This window comes from Candidatus Spechtbacterales bacterium (assembly GCA_040879145.1).
Classification (GTDB): Bacteria; Patescibacteriota; Minisyncoccia; order Spechtbacterales; family 2-12-FULL-38-22; genus JAWVZY01.
The window spans coordinates 1-16,541 of the sequence record JBBDKX010000035.1 but is presented as its reverse complement, the minus strand read 5'-3'; the positions used below and the strand labels follow the sequence as shown (position 1 = coordinate 16,541).

19 protein-coding genes and 6 tRNA genes are annotated in these 16,541 nt (G+C 42.0%); 21 read left to right on the top strand and 4 right to left on the bottom strand.

Features of this window, described 5'->3' with window-relative positions; all coding sequences use genetic code 11:
• Positions 1 to 23: 23 nt before the first annotated feature.
• From lysS to WDZ40_03585, 15 genes are all read left to right on the top strand, one after another.
• Positions 24 to 1,499, top strand: a complete 1,476-nt coding sequence (lysS, locus tag WDZ40_03655) for a lysine--tRNA ligase (GenBank protein MEX0877921.1) — start codon at positions 24 to 26, stop codon at positions 1,497 to 1,499.
• Between the two features lie 111 nt (positions 1,500 to 1,610).
• Positions 1,611 to 2,909, top strand: a complete 1,299-nt coding sequence (locus WDZ40_03650; protein MEX0877920.1) for an adenylosuccinate synthase — start codon at positions 1,611 to 1,613, stop codon at positions 2,907 to 2,909.
• Between the two features lie 102 nt (positions 2,910 to 3,011).
• Positions 3,012 to 4,289, top strand: a complete 1,278-nt coding sequence (locus WDZ40_03645) for a pitrilysin family protein (GenBank protein ID MEX0877919.1) — start codon at positions 3,012 to 3,014, stop codon at positions 4,287 to 4,289.
• Positions 4,290 to 4,529: 240 nt separating this feature from the next.
• A complete protein-coding gene (gene dnaX, locus WDZ40_03640; GenBank protein ID MEX0877918.1) occupies positions 4,530 to 5,618 on the top strand; it encodes a DNA polymerase III subunit gamma/tau in 1,089 nt (362 codons plus the stop codon).
• A tRNA-Ile gene (locus WDZ40_03635) sits at positions 5,619 to 5,693 on the top strand.
• A 38-nt stretch (positions 5,694 to 5,731) separates the two neighbouring features.
• Positions 5,732 to 5,804, top strand: a tRNA-Lys gene (locus WDZ40_03630).
• Positions 5,805 to 5,876: 72 nt separating this feature from the next.
• Positions 5,877 to 5,951 (top strand) — tRNA-Arg (locus WDZ40_03625).
• Between the two features lie 16 nt (positions 5,952 to 5,967).
• Positions 5,968 to 6,165 (top strand): hypothetical protein, encoded by a 198-nt coding sequence (locus tag WDZ40_03620; protein MEX0877917.1) that lies wholly within the window; start codon positions 5,968 to 5,970, stop codon positions 6,163 to 6,165.
• Positions 6,158 to 6,349, top strand: coding sequence for a hypothetical protein (locus tag WDZ40_03615; GenBank protein ID MEX0877916.1), 192 nt, complete (start codon positions 6,158 to 6,160; stop codon positions 6,347 to 6,349). Before WDZ40_03620 ends, WDZ40_03615 begins: the two co-directional genes overlap by 8 nt.
• 19 nt (positions 6,350 to 6,368) lie before the next feature.
• Positions 6,369 to 6,440 (top strand) — tRNA-Val (locus WDZ40_03610).
• A gap of 47 nt (positions 6,441 to 6,487) precedes the next feature.
• Positions 6,488 to 6,570 (top strand) — tRNA-Leu (locus WDZ40_03605).
• A gap of 115 nt (positions 6,571 to 6,685) precedes the next feature.
• A tRNA-Gln gene (locus WDZ40_03600) sits at positions 6,686 to 6,756 on the top strand.
• Between the two features lie 287 nt (positions 6,757 to 7,043).
• A complete protein-coding gene (locus WDZ40_03595; GenBank protein ID MEX0877915.1) occupies positions 7,044 to 7,844 on the top strand; it encodes a hypothetical protein in 801 nt (266 codons plus the stop codon).
• A gap of 62 nt (positions 7,845 to 7,906) precedes the next feature.
• On the top strand, positions 7,907 to 8,074 hold the full coding sequence (locus tag WDZ40_03590) for a hypothetical protein (GenBank protein MEX0877914.1): 168 nt from the start codon (positions 7,907 to 7,909) through the stop codon (positions 8,072 to 8,074).
• A gap of 150 nt (positions 8,075 to 8,224) precedes the next feature.
• Positions 8,225 to 8,374 carry a hypothetical protein gene (locus WDZ40_03585; protein ID MEX0877913.1) on the top strand — a complete coding sequence of 50 codons (150 nt, stop codon included), beginning with the start codon at positions 8,225 to 8,227 and terminating at the stop codon, positions 8,372 to 8,374.
• 60 nt (positions 8,375 to 8,434) lie between these two features.
• On the opposite strand, the gene WDZ40_03580 is transcribed toward WDZ40_03585, so the two are convergent.
• On the bottom strand, positions 8,435 to 8,782 hold the full coding sequence (locus WDZ40_03580; GenBank protein MEX0877912.1) for a hypothetical protein: 348 nt from the start codon (positions 8,780 to 8,782) through the stop codon (positions 8,435 to 8,437).
• A gap of 223 nt (positions 8,783 to 9,005) precedes the next feature.
• On the bottom strand, positions 9,006 to 9,749 hold the full coding sequence (locus tag WDZ40_03575) for a hypothetical protein (protein MEX0877911.1): 744 nt from the start codon (positions 9,747 to 9,749) through the stop codon (positions 9,006 to 9,008).
• A 191-nt stretch (positions 9,750 to 9,940) separates the two neighbouring features.
• On the opposite strand from WDZ40_03575, the gene WDZ40_03570 reads away from it, so the two are divergent.
• Together WDZ40_03570 and WDZ40_03565 are read left to right on the top strand one after the other, a co-directional pair.
• On the top strand, positions 9,941 to 10,222 hold the full coding sequence (locus tag WDZ40_03570; protein ID MEX0877910.1) for a hypothetical protein: 282 nt from the start codon (positions 9,941 to 9,943) through the stop codon (positions 10,220 to 10,222).
• The gene (locus WDZ40_03565; GenBank protein MEX0877909.1) at positions 10,207 to 10,365 is read left to right on the top strand and encodes a PspC domain-containing protein; all 159 of its coding nucleotides are present in this window, start codon (positions 10,207 to 10,209) and stop codon (positions 10,363 to 10,365) included. Before WDZ40_03570 ends, WDZ40_03565 begins: the two co-directional genes overlap by 16 nt.
• A gap of 73 nt (positions 10,366 to 10,438) precedes the next feature.
• Here WDZ40_03565 and typA read toward each other — a convergent pair whose 3' ends face one another.
• Complete coding sequence (gene typA, locus WDZ40_03560) at positions 10,439 to 12,229, bottom strand: translational GTPase TypA (protein MEX0877908.1); 1,791 nt, start codon at positions 12,227 to 12,229, stop codon at positions 10,439 to 10,441.
• Positions 12,229 to 13,467, bottom strand: coding sequence for a DEAD/DEAH box helicase (locus WDZ40_03555; protein ID MEX0877907.1), 1,239 nt, complete (start codon positions 13,465 to 13,467; stop codon positions 12,229 to 12,231). Before WDZ40_03555 ends, typA begins: the two co-directional genes overlap by 1 nt.
• Before the next feature lie 279 nt (positions 13,468 to 13,746).
• On the opposite strand from WDZ40_03555, the gene WDZ40_03550 reads away from it, so the two are divergent.
• The 4 genes from WDZ40_03550 (at position 13,747) to WDZ40_03535 (ending at position 16,394) form a co-directional block, all read left to right on the top strand.
• The gene (locus WDZ40_03550) at positions 13,747 to 14,877 is read left to right on the top strand and encodes a replication-associated recombination protein A (GenBank protein MEX0877906.1); all 1,131 of its coding nucleotides are present in this window, start codon (positions 13,747 to 13,749) and stop codon (positions 14,875 to 14,877) included.
• 104 nt (positions 14,878 to 14,981) lie between these two features.
• Entirely contained in the window at positions 14,982 to 15,302 is a 321-nt protein-coding gene (locus WDZ40_03545; GenBank protein ID MEX0877905.1) for a hypothetical protein, read from the top strand.
• A gap of 50 nt (positions 15,303 to 15,352) precedes the next feature.
• A complete protein-coding gene (locus tag WDZ40_03540; protein MEX0877904.1) occupies positions 15,353 to 15,931 on the top strand; it encodes a DNA-3-methyladenine glycosylase in 579 nt (192 codons plus the stop codon).
• 70 nt (positions 15,932 to 16,001) lie between these two features.
• Positions 16,002 to 16,394 (top strand): hypothetical protein, encoded by a 393-nt coding sequence (locus tag WDZ40_03535; protein ID MEX0877903.1) that lies wholly within the window; start codon positions 16,002 to 16,004, stop codon positions 16,392 to 16,394.
• Positions 16,395 to 16,541: the final 147 nt, after the last annotated feature.

Below are 16,541 nucleotides of genomic sequence, written 5' to 3'. Positions count from 1 at the left end.
GGGTACTAGTATAAGTTTTAAAAATGACAGAAAAAAGAACACTTAAAGAAATAATAAAAAATCGTTTAAGTAAGCGTAAGGTGCTTATTGAAAGACAGCACAATCCCTATCCTGTAAGCGTAAAAAACACTCATGCAACCCATGAGCTTTTGAGCGATTTTGCCAAGCTGTCTAAAGCGGAAAAACTGGTGCGCCTGTCCGGTCGTCTTATGTCTATACGCCAGCACGGAAAACTTACCTTTGGGAATATAAAAGATGGTTCCGGTTCTATACAAATTGCTTTTAGAGAGGATGGCTTAGGTAAAAATATATATGAAGACGTGGAAGCTCTGCTTGATGTGGGAGATTTTTTAAACATAGAAGGTACTCTTTTTACAACAAAAAGGGGAGAGAAAACCCTGGATGTTAAAAAGTTTGATGTTATAGCAAAGTCTATACGTCCGCTTCCTGAAAAGTGGCACGGACTAAAAGATATTGAGCAAAGATACCGCAAAAGATATCTGGATATTTTAATGAATGATGATACACGCGAAATATTTGAAACGCGCTCGCGCATAATTTCTGAATGCCGTAATTTTTTGGAAAAAGAAGGTTTTATGGAGGTTGAAACACCCATGTTGCAAACCATTCCCGGGGGTGCTATGGCGCGCCCTTTTGAAACCCATTTAAACGCTCTGAATATGGATATGTATTTACGCGTAGCGCCGGAGCTTTATCTAAAACGCCTTTTAGTTGGAGGTATGGAAAAGGTTTATGAACTTGGCAGGAATTTTAGGAATGAGGGTGTGGATTATTCGCATAACCCGGAGTTTACAATGCTTGAATTTTACTGGGCGTATTCCGACTATAAAGAGGGTATGAAACTTACAGAGAGGCTTGTTAAAAATCTTGCAAAAAAAGTTGTGGGAAAAACAGTTTATGAGTATGAAGGTAAAAAAATAAACTTTAAAACACCGTGGGAGCGCATAGGGTTTAACGAACTTTTACAGAAATATGCTGATGTAAATTATGATGACTATGATTTTGAAGCATTAAAGAAAAAGGCCGGGGAACTTGGCGTTGATATAAAAAAGGATGTGTATTCAAAAACAGAAGTAGCTGATGCTATATATAAAAAATATTGCCTGCCTAAAATATCTGATCCGACATTTGTTATACACCATCCAAGCGAGATGCTTCCATTGGCGAAACCGCTTGAGGATAATCCGGAGTATGCCGCAAGTTTTCAGCTTGCAATAGCGGGGTGGGAGCTTGTAAAGGGGTATTCGGAGTTGAATGATCCTGTACGCCAGCGTGAATTTTTTGAAAAACAGGAAAAACTCCGCAAAAAAGGAGACGATGAAGCGCAGTTTATGGACGAGGATTTTGTGGAAGCTTTGGAGTACGGCATGCCTCCTGCCTTTGGTTTTGGGATGGGAGTAGATCGTATTACCGCGTTTTTAACGGGTACGCATGCTTTGCGTGAATCTATACTGTTTCCGACAATGAGACCCAAATAAAATTTACGATTTTTTAAATAACAGAGTTTAATAAAACAGGCTAAATGCCTGTTTTATTTTTTTCATTCGTAGTGTACAATAATGGCAGTTATTTTAAAAAAGGAGGCATAAATGCCCGTAACCGCAGTAATTGGAACCCAGTGGGGCGATGAAGGAAAAGGGAAAATAGTTGACCTTTTAGCACAGGATGCTGACATGGTAATTCGTTTTAACGGAGGTAATAATGCCGGGCATACAATAGAAAACGAGCATACCAAAGATATGCCCGAAGGTGTGGCAAAGCTTCACATTGTTCCCGCCGGAGTGTTCAACAGTAGAACGTTGAACGTAATAGGTGCGGGAACCGCGGTTCATATACCTACTCTTGCCCAGGAGATAAGCGAGCTTAAATCCGGAGGCCTGAATGTAAACAATGTTATTATCAGCAAAAAAGCGCATCTTGTTATGCCCTGGCATGTGTTATTGGACGAAGCTGAAGAGCTAAAACGTTCTCCAAAGAAAAAAATAGGAACTACCAAAAGAGGAATGGGTCCTGTATTTGCGGCTAAGCATGCCCGCAAAGGTTTTCGCGCGGGCGATTTGCTGAGAACCGATTTTAGAGATAGGTTTTTTGATCAATACAATGAGTACGAACTTATCCTACAGATTTTATACAGACACTGGGATATACCAAACCCCTCAGTGATGTACCGTGAATTTATGGAATACGCGGAGCAGGTTCGCGGGCTGATATGTAATGCCGAAAATGAGATAGACTCGTATTTAAACAGGGGGTCTAATATACTTTTGGAAGGCGCGCAGGCCATGCTTTTGGATATAGACCACGGAACGTATCCTTTTTGCACTTCAAGTGCCTGTACGATTGCTGCCGCGTCTCAAGGGTCGGGTATACCCGCAAATCGCATAGACGAGCGCATAGGCGTTGTAAAAGCGTATAGTACGCGGGTTGGTCCCGGTGCTTTTCCTACAAAACTTGAAGGAGCTATGGATAATAAACTCCGTGAATGGGGCAAAGAATACGGAGCTACAACAGGGCGTCCGCGCGCGTGTGGGTGGCTGGACCTTCCTCTTTTATCTTACGCGAACAGGCGGAATGATTTTACATCAATTGCGGTTACAAAGATTGACGTCTTACATAGTTTACCGCAGTTTTATGTGGGGATTGGTTATAAAAATTGCAGCGAACATGAACAGGCAGTTTGCGAAGATGTATCCTGCGGTTTGGAAGAAGGTTCTCAGGCCGCCTTGCGTCCGGTTGATGGTTGGAATAGTGATATTTCGGGAATTACCAAATATTCCCGTCTGCCAAAGAAGGCTCGCGCTTATGTACGCGCGATAGAGGACGCAATGAAGACAAAAGCAAAATTTATCTCTGTAGGACCTCACAGAGAGCAAACAATAATAAGGTAGTTTTTTAAAACCCCTCACATGCAAGGATGTGAGGGGTTTATTTTTTTATGGTTCTGTGTTATAGTTTGCGCAGTTAACAAGCTCTTTAAAAGGAGGGTCAACATGATTGACCTTAGAATAATAGAACGAAAGCTGGATAATGGTATTCCAGTACTTATGGTTCCCATGCGCGGTACGGGTTTTTTTACCCACATATGCGCTGTGCGTGCGGGAAGCAGGTACGAGAGCCCAAAGCGAAACGGAATATCTCATTTACTTGAACACATGATGTTCAAAGGTACAAAAAGAAGAAAGACAGCTCATGAGATTGCGGTAGAACTTAGTGATATGGGCGCAAGCAACAATGCTTTTACCAACAATGAGTTTATTTGGTTTTATGTGGATGCTCTCGTAGAGCATTTTGCCCGTGTTGCCGACATCATGTCGGACCAGATAATAAACCCCATTATGCGGGGAAGCGAGCTTGAAAAAGAAAAATTGGTTGTGTTTCAGGAGATGGCACGCTCGGAATCAGATGTGGGTGATGTTTTGGGTGACATGATAATGCCCATGCTTTATGGAGACCAGCCTGCCGGGCAAAATACGATAGGCACAAGAGAAGCCGTGGCAAGTACCACTACTGACAAGCTTCGTTATTGGCACAGAAAATATTTCAACCGCAATAATTTGGTTATCGTGGTTGCGGGAAATCTGCCGCCTGAAAACAAAGCCCTGGCAATACTCAATGAGTTTTACGCTGACGTTCCACAAGGGGAGCGCCCTCAAATGCCTCCGCTTGAAAACAAAAAAGTGGAACGCGTATCGGTGGCGTACAAAGACATACCCCAAAGCAGTTTTGTTTTGGCGGCAAAATCATTTCCTTTCGGTTCTCCTGAGGTGCCGGCTCTGGATCTTTTAACCACCATTTTGGGCAAAGGCATGAGTTCAAGGCTTTTTCGCGAAGTTCGTGAAAACAGAGGCCTTGCCTATACAGTCAGTTCCTCCAGCCAACAGGCGACAGATACAGGGTTTACTTATGTGTCTGCGGGAACAGACCCATCTAAGGTGGGGGAAACCATTATGGTTATAAGGCGTGAGTTCGCGAATTTATTGGAACACGGCATATCGGAAGGGGAGCTTGCCAAAGCAAAGAACATGCTAAGGTCTGGTTTCTCTCGCTTATCCGAGAGCCGTTCTTCTGTTGCCAGTTCGCTAGCTATGGAATTTTTGTACTCGGGCACTTTCTCGACTCCTAAAGAGGAGATGGAAAACAGGGAAAGAGTAACCGCTAAAGAGGTGGTTGGCCTGGTTCCTAAAGTCTTTTTCGGACCAAACCTTCAGCTTGCTGTGGTAGGACCGCACAAGGGCTCAATGAAAGATACGCTTTTTTCCAGTCTCTAAATATTATTCTTTAATTTTTAATCCCGCTACTGTAAGTAGTGGGATTTTCTTTTGCTCCGCGTTTGTGATAATATTTGACTATGAGTAAGGTACTATATAGAAAATAGCGACCGTCGTCCTTCGGCAAGCTCAGGGCAAAACGACATTCGCCACGGGAAACTTCCGTTTCCCGACCCCTTCCCTCGGACGATATTTTAAATTATATTGTGTAAATAAATTTTAATCTTTATAAATATTTATATGTCTAAAGTACTATATAGAAAATATCGTCCGAAAACTTTTAGTGAAGTTGTTGGGCAGGAACATGTAATTACAACGCTTCAAAACGCGGTAAAGATGGATGAGGTTGCCCATGCCTATTTGTTTACAGGACCGCGAGGGACGGGCAAGACCACAACTGCACGGCTTTTCGCGAAAACTTTAAATTGTGTGGAGCAAAAAAGTGAGGCATGCGCTAAATGCGAAGTTTGTCGTGAAGTAGACGAGGGAATTTTTGTTGACCTGATAGAGATAGACGCCGCGTCAAACAGGGGTATAGATGATATAAGAGAGTTGAAAGAGGCAGTTAGATTTTCACCCAACAAAGGAAAGTACAAAGTGTATCTAATAGACGAGGTACACATGTTATCAAAAGATGCTTTTAATGCGCTTTTGAAAACACTTGAAGAGCCTCCCGCGCATGTGGTTTTTGTACTGGCAACAACAGAGCCTCATAAGGTTTTGCCCACCATAATATCAAGAACACAGAGGTTTGATTTTCGTTATTTAAACACAGAAGAGATAACCACAAGATTGGGTGATCTTATAAAACGCGAGAATAAAAAACTTGATGACGATGTTATTCGCCTTGTAGTTGCCGCTTCAGGAGGTTCTTTGCGTGATGCCGAAAGTATTTTAGGCAAGGTGCTTTCTGTTGGAAATATAGATGCTACAAAAGCTCGCTCTCTTCTTGGAGTTACAGATTTTGAAAAAATCGCCTCTTTCACCGGCCTAATAGCGGAACTAAAAAAAGAAGAAGCAATTAAGTTTATAGATAATTTAAATAAAGAGGGAGGGGATATGCGTCAGTTTGCGAATAATGTAATTGAGTATGCGCGGACATTACTACTTTTAAAACTCAGTCCGTCTTCAAAAGAGATGCTTACTGCTAATTTTACAGCTGAAGAAGCGGAAACCGCCTCTTTAGGGGCTCAAAAATTGACGGAAAAACAAATTTATGATATAATACGCGAGTTCATTACAGCAAGCAATAGTGTGAAAACGGCACCCTTGCCGCAACTACCGCTTGAACTCGCTGTGGTGGCTTTATGTCCTGAAAAGGATTCATAGGCGCCCGTAGCTCAGTCTGGTGAGAGCACCACTCTTATAAAGTGGGGGTCGCTGGTTCAAAGCCAGCCGGGCGCACGCAAGCCCGCTGTCATAAATGACAGCGGGCTACACACGGGTCGTTAGCTCAATTGGCAGAGCAGCGGGCTTTTAACCCGAAGGTTCAGGGTTCGATTCCCTGACGACCCACGTGTCCTTCCGTATCTTTACGAGAAGGAGGACGAACCCCTCGCCTCTAAAATAGAGGCGAGGGGATACTACGCCCTTGTAGCTCAGTCCGGATAGAGCATCGGACTTCTAATCCGAAAGTCGCAGGTTCAAATCCTGCCGGGGGCACGAGACGGTTCCTTGTATGAGTATGGAGGTAACAATGCAAAAGACACTCGCGGAACAGGTGCGTGAGGCGCGCCAAGAAAATGAAAGAATGTTCCGGCATGTCATACAGTGTGATTATTGTCGGGAGAATACGAAAGACCGTGTTGCGGGAGGGGTAGAAGGCGCGGCACGTGTCTGCCCTAAGTACAAGAAAGAAAGGAGTGAAGATGAGTGATAACGAAGTACAGGTCTTAACCCGCGAAGAGTGGGTTGAGGCAATGGTTCAACGCGGAATGCCCCGCCATGAGGCGGAAGAAATTGTTGCCGCAAATGACGGCAAACCATTTCCTCTTTCCCGCGCGGAAGGCGCGAGGCGGGGATTCCTCATCAAGGAAAAAAGAGATAAGAAAAAGAAGTGATTATTTCACTTCGCAAACTGCGCGCGTAGCTTAGCGGAAGAGCGCCTGCCTTACACGCAGGAGGTCGCTGGTTCAATCCCAGCCGCGCGCACGAAACTTCGCATAAATGTTTATGCGAAGCAGAAAACTTTGTTCCTTGCCGGAGTGGTGGAATAGGCAGACATGACGGACTTAAACTCCGTTGCTCTATGAGCGTGCGGGTTCAAATCCCGCCTCCGGCACGAGCCTCGCATTTTTTGTGGGGCTTTTTCTTGATAAAGAATATTGATTAAGGTAAGATACAAAATGTTCATTGCCCCGTAGTTGAAGAGAAGTTTTTAAAAAATTTGTACATATTGCCTCGTAGTTCAGTGGTAGAACGTCGGTCTCTGGAACCGAAAACTGGGGTTCGAATCCCTGCGAGGCAACATAGTTAATTTTAGCGGGTTTAATCCCGCTAAAATTATACTGGTTTTTTGACAGCAGGGATTCGAACCTGCGGAGGGGGTCGGGGAACCGCGGTTCCCTGTGGCGGATGCCGTTTTGCGCCTTTAGGCGCATAGCGTTGAAACCGAGGGGTTTCAAAGAGCGAACGAAGAGAGCGAGGGTTCTAGGGCGAAGCCCGGAATCCCTGCGAGGCAACACTCATGTGCTAGTTCCCGTCAAAGGACGGACGGGCAAGTGACCGGGAGGGTATTAAAAGTAATAAAAATATATGGATGAATCATTTCCTAAAAAAGAAGCAGAAGTTAATCCAAAAGAACGCGAACCCAGCTTAGAAATAGAGCGTAAATATTTACTAGCTTCCGAAGAAGATCTAGAAAAGTTAGAAGATAAAATAGTATCTCTTTTTCCTAATACCAAGATGATAGGAGAATATCATGAGGACTCTCGTTTTTATGAGTCCATGAATAAAGAGCAGGCCTTGGAATTTGCGGAAAAACTCAATTTTGACTATATGGCGGGAGTAGATAGTTTAATAAAGCAGTTAACACATCTTCCCGATGATATACGCATACAGCTTCGACTTAGAGGGAGATTGGATGAAAATAATATTATTCAGAGTATTGAGCTTACATTTAAAGCGAGTGAGAATCCGTTGCATGATGTAGAACGTGTAGAGATCAATGTTGTTGTTGATGGGGACTATGTGTATGAATGTTCCAAAGCATTATACAAGTTAGGGCCCAAAGAAACCTCCATTTGGACTAGCAGAAGAAAATTGTATAAGATAGATGCAGATACTCAAATAGATATACAAAATGTAACCGGCTATGGATACACAGCAGAAATAGAATCAAATAGTGTAGAAAAGGTAGAGGAAATTGAGCGCCAACTCGGTCTTAATCCTGTGAGCTCTAATTTGCTGAATGTTATGTATAAAAAATATTCAGAAAATACAAATTGGCTGCATTACTATCGTCGTGAGGGTGACGAAAGGCATTTTAGTGAAGAGGATTGGCAAGAGATAGAATCCGAGGCGAAAGAGAAGGTGGTTCGAAATAAATTGGAATAATTCTATCCGACCAAGACACCTAATTTTTAACCCTAAAAACATCCCGAGAAGCCTTTACCGTCTTGAACCAGGCAGAAATTGAAGGGCTTTCTGAGAAGAGTGAATTCCATCTCACTTTAATTGGAAGCAGAACCGGTGAAGCTATTTTAGAAAAATTAAATTTATTCCCCGAAGACAAAAAGAAACAACTGTTAAACAAAATCGAACAACTCGCACAAGATTTAAATTAGTCTTTTTCTTTCAAACCCGAATATTATCACATCACTAAAAACTACGAAGAGGAAGATAGCAAGAGTGATGAAGGGCAGCCAGAAATAAGAGAATCCTATATCCAGTTAATAGATTTGTCGGATATCGCCACATTTTATACGCAGTTAAATTTGATCCTAGGACTTGATCTGGAAGTTCCACTGCCTCACATTACTCTTTTTACAACAAGTACACGAGAGGAAAATCAGCTAAGAGGTATCGGTGTTTACTCAAAAGAACAGTTTGAAGATTTATCTCCGGAGAAGATTACATTAGAATAGTATTTTTGTGGAACAATAACAAAAAACAGCCCTCTAATAGAGGGCTGTAGAAAGAACTAACTATGCTTTCTTTTCACCTATCGCATCGGCAGCTGCGCGAAGCCTATGAGCATCCAACAACGCATCTGACACAAGGTCAGAAAAACGCTGTTTTAGATCTTCAATATCTACGCTAAGTAGATTCAGATTATCAATTCTGCAAAGCTCTGTGCGTGATTCCAGAGGAAGCCAAACAACGACCATGTTATCGTTTACGAGAGCATAAGAACTAGGATCACCTATTGGACCATGTTCATGCCAGCTCACAGAAAAGGGATCGCTGACTATTACTCCCAATTCTATTCTTCCGCTTTGCACCAGATCGAATTTATTCAAGTTGCTTGGGTTCTCTACGTATTTTTCGGACATGGCTTATCTCCTTTGCTTGTCGATACCGCACTCCTTTTAAGCACGGTATAATGAGCCCTCGCAATTCCCTAAATTGCGAGGTATAATGACTACAACAAGCTCTGGAGGTTTGTCTTTATATATCATAAATATTTATATTTAGCAAGTTTTACAGACCGAGACACCTAATTTTTAACCTAAAAAATAATAGCCCCTTTAAGGGCTATTATTTTATTTACTGTTTTTATCTTTTTTTAAATTTAGTTTTATGTTTTTTGTTATTTTTTGATTCTAATAACATTTCTGCAAATTTTTTGCCTACATTTTCAGCCTCAACCTCGTGAGGTTCTTCTCCGTATTTTGCGCCAATAGGCGTATTTAACATGAAACTTCTACCCTGCCATTTTTGAGTTACATGAGCCAGCTCATGAAAAGTAGTTATATATAATTCAGATTTATCTGAAATATTATTTGGATAAATAGTAACACTTCCTGTATATTCTTCCATAAACCCTTCTGAAGGGTCTTTATATTCCCCAGGGTATGTATCTGGATACATATCTTTCAACTCTTTCTGCTTATCTAAAATTGAGGGGTCAGGCTTAATATTTTGACCACTTTGATTCCATTTACCAGTAATCACTAATTCCTTTTTGTGTTCTTGGTACCACTTTTTTGGAGCTTCAGGCGAAAAATTAATTGTAATTTTTCTTACCAATTTTCGTATAGGTTGTTCTCTTCCTATATCTTGTTCAACCTCTTTTTCTTCCAGATTAAAATTATTTAAAGCAAATAATTTATATATAGCATTAAAAAACTTATCTTCCTCCTCGGAAGTCATTTCAAATTTGGATAAGTATTCTAATCCAGTTATTTCTATCCTTCCCACTATATACTTACCATCTTTAAATTCGTATGTTACATTGGCATCTTCCCAATTTTCTTTATTCGCAACATCTTCAATTTTTGGTATTTTTTCTTTAGACATACTATTTAACTAAATTATAGCATATCTATTATATTTCATATAAGCGTGTGGTGTCTAATGAAATACCTAAGTTCTCTAAACCCTACAAAGCCAGACCTCATCAGATCTAAACACTCTCCACGGGAAGTAAAATTCATTTATATTTCGTTTTTAATCTGCTACTATAAAGAGGTACAATTAATTTTTAATGTATGAATTTTGAAAAACCTAATTTTAATAATTCTGAAGAAAAAGAATCTTTTCAGCATCAGGAAATATTGCGATTTCAAGACGGAGAAACCGCGATTACATTTCGCACGCCGGGTGATGTTATAGAGTGGAGTAAAAATAAATATTTTCAGGAACCTTCCATGGCAATGCCTGTAATAATAGAAACATCGTCCGGTAATGAATATATAGCGGGCGGGGGTATTATAGTCAACAAAAGAGAAAATACAGCTAAAAGGATTGAAGAGGGATTGCCGGCGGATTAGGGGAGTATCTTAAGACAGATTCAACCATACTCCGGCTTATAATGGCAGTGGCTGTTGTATTTACGGGTGTTTTTCCCGGAGTAATTTTATATCTTATTGCCTGGATAGTAGTGCCTGAAGAGGGTGAAACAGAAAAGAAGTAAAGCCGACATTTAACTATAAAAAAATAAACGGGTCACTGCAGTGACCCGTTTATTTTTTTGGTATTGAGTGTGATTATTCGTATTTTTCCTGCCGTTTTATCTTTGCCCGTTCTACTTCGGTTAAGAGTTGTTTTCTCAGGCGTACGCTTTTTGGAGTTATTTCAAGATATTCATCGTCCTGCATTATTTCCAGCCCGCCTTCTATTGTGACAGGAGTGGGTGGGGTTAGGGATATGTTATCGTCTGAGCCGCTCGCGCGCATATTTGTAAGCTGCTTCCCTTTTGTGGGATTTACCGCTAAGTCTACCCCTTTGGATGTGTTTCCTATTACCATTCCTTCGTACACTTCGGTATTTGCCCCTATATACAGAGTGCCTCTTGCCTGCAGGTTGTACAGTGAAAACCCAAGAGCTTTTCCTGTTGCCATAGATGCCATGGAACCCGTCTTGCGTTTTTGTATCTTGCCCGCGTGTGGCTTGAACCCTATAAAACGACTGGCAAAAATTCCCTCTCCTTTAGTATCTACTATAAATTGTCCCCGGTATCCCAAAAGCCCGCGGGTGGGACCTTCAAAAGTAAGGCGTACAGTGTTACCATCCTGTTTTATTCCTATCATAATTACAGCTCTTTGTGAGAGTTTTTCTATAACTGTTCCCTGTGATTCCATCGGAACATCTACTATTACCTCTTCAAAAGGTTCGCTTTTTACCCCGTCTATTTCTTTTATTATTACCTGGGGTTGTGACACCTGGAGTTCGTATCCCTCTCTTCGCATGTTTTCAAGAAGTATGGCTATGTGTAGTTCACCTCTTCCGTACACTTTCATTTGGTCGTCTTCAAAATCTACGCGCAATCCAACGTTAACCTCCAATTCTTTAAGCAGGCGGTCTTTTATCTGCCTTCCTGTTACATATTTACCTTCACGCCCCGCAAAAGGGGAGTTGTTTACTAAAAAATTTAAAGCTATGGTCGGCTCGTCCACCTCTATCGCAGGGAGCGCTTCTGTTTCTTTAGAATCGCATATTGTATCTCCTATATAAATTTCAGGCAGTCCTGCGAGCATTACAATGTCTCCCGCTTGCGCCTGCGCCGCCTCTTTTCTGTTAGTTCCTTCAAAAGTAAAAACCTTTGTTATTTTTCCTGATTCAATCTTGCCGGAAGCTTTTTTGATAAAAACATTAGCGCCGTCTTTTAAAACACCGCTGTATATTCTGCCGATGGCAAGTCTGCCGAGAAAGTTATCGTACGCCAGGTTAAACGGTTGCACCTTTAAAGCCCCTTCACTGTTGTCGGATGCGGGAGGAACTTCTTCAAGTATTACATCCAGTAGGGGTTCTATATTTTTACGTTCGTCTTTTAGCTCGCGTATAGCAACGCCGTCTACTCCTATTGCGTAAACTGTTGTAAAGTTGAGCTGGTCTTCTTCGGCGCCCAGGTCAAAAAACAGTTCAAGTACTTCATCATGCGCGCGCGCCGGATTAGCCGCGGGCTTATCTATCTTGTTTAGCACAACTATAGGTTTGTGTCCGAGTTCCAGCGATTTTTTAAGCACAAAACGGGTTTGTGGCATAGGACCTTCCTGCGCGTCCACAACAAGAATAACGGAGTCTATGGAGCGAAGTACCCGTTCTACTTCAGAACCGAAATCCGCGTGGCCTGGAGTGTCCACTATGTTTATTTTAGTGCCCTTGTATGCAACGGAGGCGTTTTTTGCGTAAATCGTAAGACCGCGTTCCTGCTCAAGATCGTTGGAGTCCATACTTACACCTTCCTTTGTAGAGCCGGTCTGGCGCATAATCGCGTCTGTAAGCGTGGTTTTACCATGGTCCACATGGGCTATGATTGCTATATTTCTAATCTCCATTATACGAAGGTGAGAGCTTTTCCTGTTTTGCCCCATCGGCCTGTTCTGCCGATACGGTGCACGTAATCATCGTAAGTGTTGGGTATGTCAAAGTTTATAACATGGCTTACATCAGGAATATCAAGTCCGCGGGAGGCAACATCTGTTGCTATAAGTATGCGTACTCTGTCTTCTTTGAATGAGCCGAGCGCACTCTGACGCTGGTTGTATGATTTATTTCCATGAATAGAGGCCGTTTTAAACCCTCGTTTTCTAAGATCTACAGATAGTTTTTCAACTCCGTGCTTCGTTCTGCCAAATACCAGTACTTTATTAAATTCGGGCTGCAAGAGCAGGTTGTGCAGTTCGTCAACCTTCGCGTTTTTTCCGTTTACGCGTATAACATCCTGGTCAACATTTTTTGAAGTATCCTGTGTTTTTACAGACACTGTTACAGGGTCGCGCAGAAAATCGCTAACAAGTTTTTCAATGTCTTTGGAAAGCGTAGCTGAGAAGAAAAGCGTATGGCGTTGCTCGGGCATTCTTGCAACAAGATAGCGCATGTCGTGAATAAAACCCATGTCCAACATTCGGTCTGCTTCGTCAAGCACTATTGTACTTGTCTTTGCAAGGTTTAAGTTTCCGCGCTCTATCAAGTCCTTTAAGCGTCCGGGGGTTCCGATAACAAAGTTATGACGTCTCTTTAAGTCACGAAGCTGGGGACCAATAGATGCTCCTCCAACGCAACAAACAGAATAAATCCCCATTTGAGGCGTAAGTTTTCTTACATCGTTATGTATTTGGTTTGCAAGTTCGCGGGTTGGTGTAACAATAAGAACCCTTTTGTCAGGGTTGTTTAGTATTTTGTCTATAAGGGGTATCAGAAAAGCTGCAGTTTTTCCTGTTCCTGTGTTGGCTATCCCTACAATGTCACGCCCTTTTAGGATATGAGGTATTGCCTCATCCTGGATAGGTGTGGGTGATGTAAAATCTCTTGCGGCAATAGCACGCTTTAGATTTTCGTGTATCGCAAAATCACTGAATTTGTGCTTTGGCACTATTTTTTCTTCAGTATTTTGTATCGCTTCAGCCTTGTTTATAAATGTGTTTATATTTAGGCTTTGTCTTTGACCTCCGCGATTTTGAGGAGCGGAATGGCGCCTTCTTCCTCCGCCATAGTTTTGGCGTGAAGATGAGCCCCGGTTATTGTTGTGGGAACGCGAACGGTTTGAGGATCTATTGTTGTGTCTTTGTGTCATATTAAATTCGTCTCACTATTATTATTTTTTGTGAGTTTACAAGTTTGCCCGCCTTTGGCGAGAATATCTCCGGGCGTATTGGATTATAGTTTCTCTTGATGTAACAAGAGATAAACGCCTGCCTGCGCGCTTGCGGTAATTTTAACCGTGCAGGCAGGATATGAGATTCACTTGATTTAGGGCTATTATATACTGAAAACCTATGTTTTGTCAACTTGGACATGAAAGAGGTGTTTTTATTTACTGATATTTCACACGTTTTGTGATAGAATGAGCGCTATGACAGAACCATTGGCATCTAAAATAAGACCAAAGAATCTGGATGAATTCGTTGGACAGGAACATCTTGTCGCGGAAGGCAGGCCTATTCGTGTTGCTATAGAGAGCGGGCATTTATTTTCTTTTATATTGTGGGGACCTCCCGGAGTGGGTAAGACAACTTTAGCGCGAATTTATGCCGAAAGCTTAAAGGCGGAACTTTTTGAGCTGTCGGCGGTATCGGCGGGAAAAGCGGATATTAAAAAAATACTTGATACAAGTACTAAGGACCGGCCAAAGATACTGTTTTTAGATGAGATACACCGCTTTAACAAAGCCCAACAGGATTTCCTTTTACCCCATGTGGAGAGCGGAGAGCTTATATTAATAGGAGCTACAACGGAGAATCCGAGTTTTGAGGTAATATCTCCGCTTCTTTCCAGGTGCCGGGTATTTACGCTGAATGAATTGGACGAAAAAGAGATGAAACATATTTTTGCAAGAAGCGGATTTAAAATGGGTAAAGACGAACAGGATTTTTTAGTTCGTCTTGCAAACGGCGACGCGCGACAGGCATTGGGCATGTTAGAAAATACAAATGAACTTTACGGCAAAATAACGGTAGAGAATTTAAAGAATACCTTGCAGGATAAATATCTGCGTTACGATAAAAAAGGGGAGGAGCACTACAATACAATAAGCGCTTTTATAAAAAGCATGCGGGCAAGTCAGGCGGATGCGGCCATGTATTACCTGGCGCGGATGCTGGACGCGGGAGAGGACCCGAAGTTTATAGCGAGGCGCATGGTGATATTTTCCAGTGAAGATATAGGCATAGCGCAGCCGACAGCACTTGTTGTCGCAAATGGTGTGTTTCGCGCTGTGGAGCAGATAGGCATGCCTGAGTGCGCAATAAATTTAGCACACGGAGTCGCTTATCTTTCTAATGCACAAAAGGACAGGAGCGCTTACGATGCTTTGCGGGCGGCACAAAAAGATGTAAAAGAGCACGGCAATCTGCCTGTACCGCTTAAAATAAGAAATGCTCCCACAAAACTTATGAAAGAGATGGATTATGGAAAAGACTATGAAAAGTACACAGAAGAGGATTTTATGCCGGAGAAGTTAAAAGGGAAGAGGTACTTTAAGTGAGTGTTGTCTGGCAACGATTTTAAGTAGCGAATAAGTAGGTATTTGTTGACTATTTTCAAAAAAAGTGATATTATATTCATAGTTCCAAAACAAGGAGGAGCAGAATGGGTCAAAGAAACGACCAGTGTGTAATTCGTTACACGACAGGAGTCAATGAAAGCGGATACGCCAAGGGGTATCGGCTTACTAAAAACGATTTTTGTTGCCGTGATTTCTTCACAACTTTTTGCCATTCCGGCAATAAGAAGGCAATGACCTTTGATGAAGTTTCAGGCCAGGTACAACCCGGTTTGAACTTCACTCAGTTTAACGGCAAGCTCGCTGTTACTCTTGCAACAACAAGAGATGAGATTGAGGTAAAATTCTGCCCGTTTTGTGCCGCAGAAATTATCCTTGCGGAAGATAGCAAGGTACTTGTGAGTTAATAGTTCATTAAAACCGCCCCTGGAGGCGGTTTTATGTTAATATAATTTATATGCAAAAAAGATTAGGTATAGACTTTTATACAAAACCGTCCGCTGATGTGGCACGCGAACTTTTGGGTAAGCGCATAATACACAACACGCCTGATGGAAGTGCGTTGAGCGGAAAGATAATTGAGACTGAAGCGTATACAGGCCCACATGACAAGGCTTCGCACGCCTATGGCGGCAAAAGAACCCCGCGAAACAGAGCTGTGTGGACCAGGGGAGGTCATGTTTATATATACATGGTTTACGGAATGTACTGGCAGTTTAATATATCTACGTATATAGAGGGTGTGCCTGAGTGCGTACTTTTACGCGGAGTTTTGCCCGAGAACGGAGATGTAGCTAAAGCAAACGGACCCGGGAAATTATGCAGATATTTTAAATTTGATAAATCGCTTTACGGCGTTGACCTTACACAAAGCGATACAGTGTGGATAGAGGACACCGGAGAGATGCTGGATGACAAAGATATTATTGCTACAGGAAGAATAGGTATAGATTATGCCGGCAAATATTGGGCAAGGCGAAAACTTAGATTTTTGGCTAAAGATTTTGAAAACAAACTTGTAAAATACAGAGCATAGTGTATATTTACAAAAATAATAAGTTGTGGTACTATCTGCAAAGTACATTAGAGCTTTAGAAAGGAAGAAAATGGCAATCGCGCAAGCAATTCACAGGATTGAAGAGTTCATGCGAACCTTCAAGGTTGGCGATAGGTTTTGGAGTATGAGGTCTTATCACGGGCGTCCGCATGATATAGTCGGACCATTGGAGATTCTCCAGGTATTCAAAGATGAGGAGGGTGAGTGGAGGATTGTATATGTGGACCACGGGTCCGGATATAAATCATCAACCACGTATCCTGAGTATGTTTCCGATAAAGTGAATCCCGCAAATGGGGTATTTATGAGCCGTACCGCGGCATTTGGGTACTTTAGAGAAAAATACGCTGAGCATATTTCAAACCCCGAACTTGTACGCGAGTACAAGCGTAACGTTGCTATTAGTTTGATGAAGCTGGAGCTTCCCTCCTCTTTTTCCTAACAACTTACGCGACATTTTTTCTTTACTTTAGTTCAGACACCCTACAAGGTGTCTTTTTTTTGTGCGTTATCTCTTTTTTAGGTTGAGGTACGCGTTTATTTATGGAAAAATAGTAAAGGATGTCTAAACAGTACACAACACTAAAGA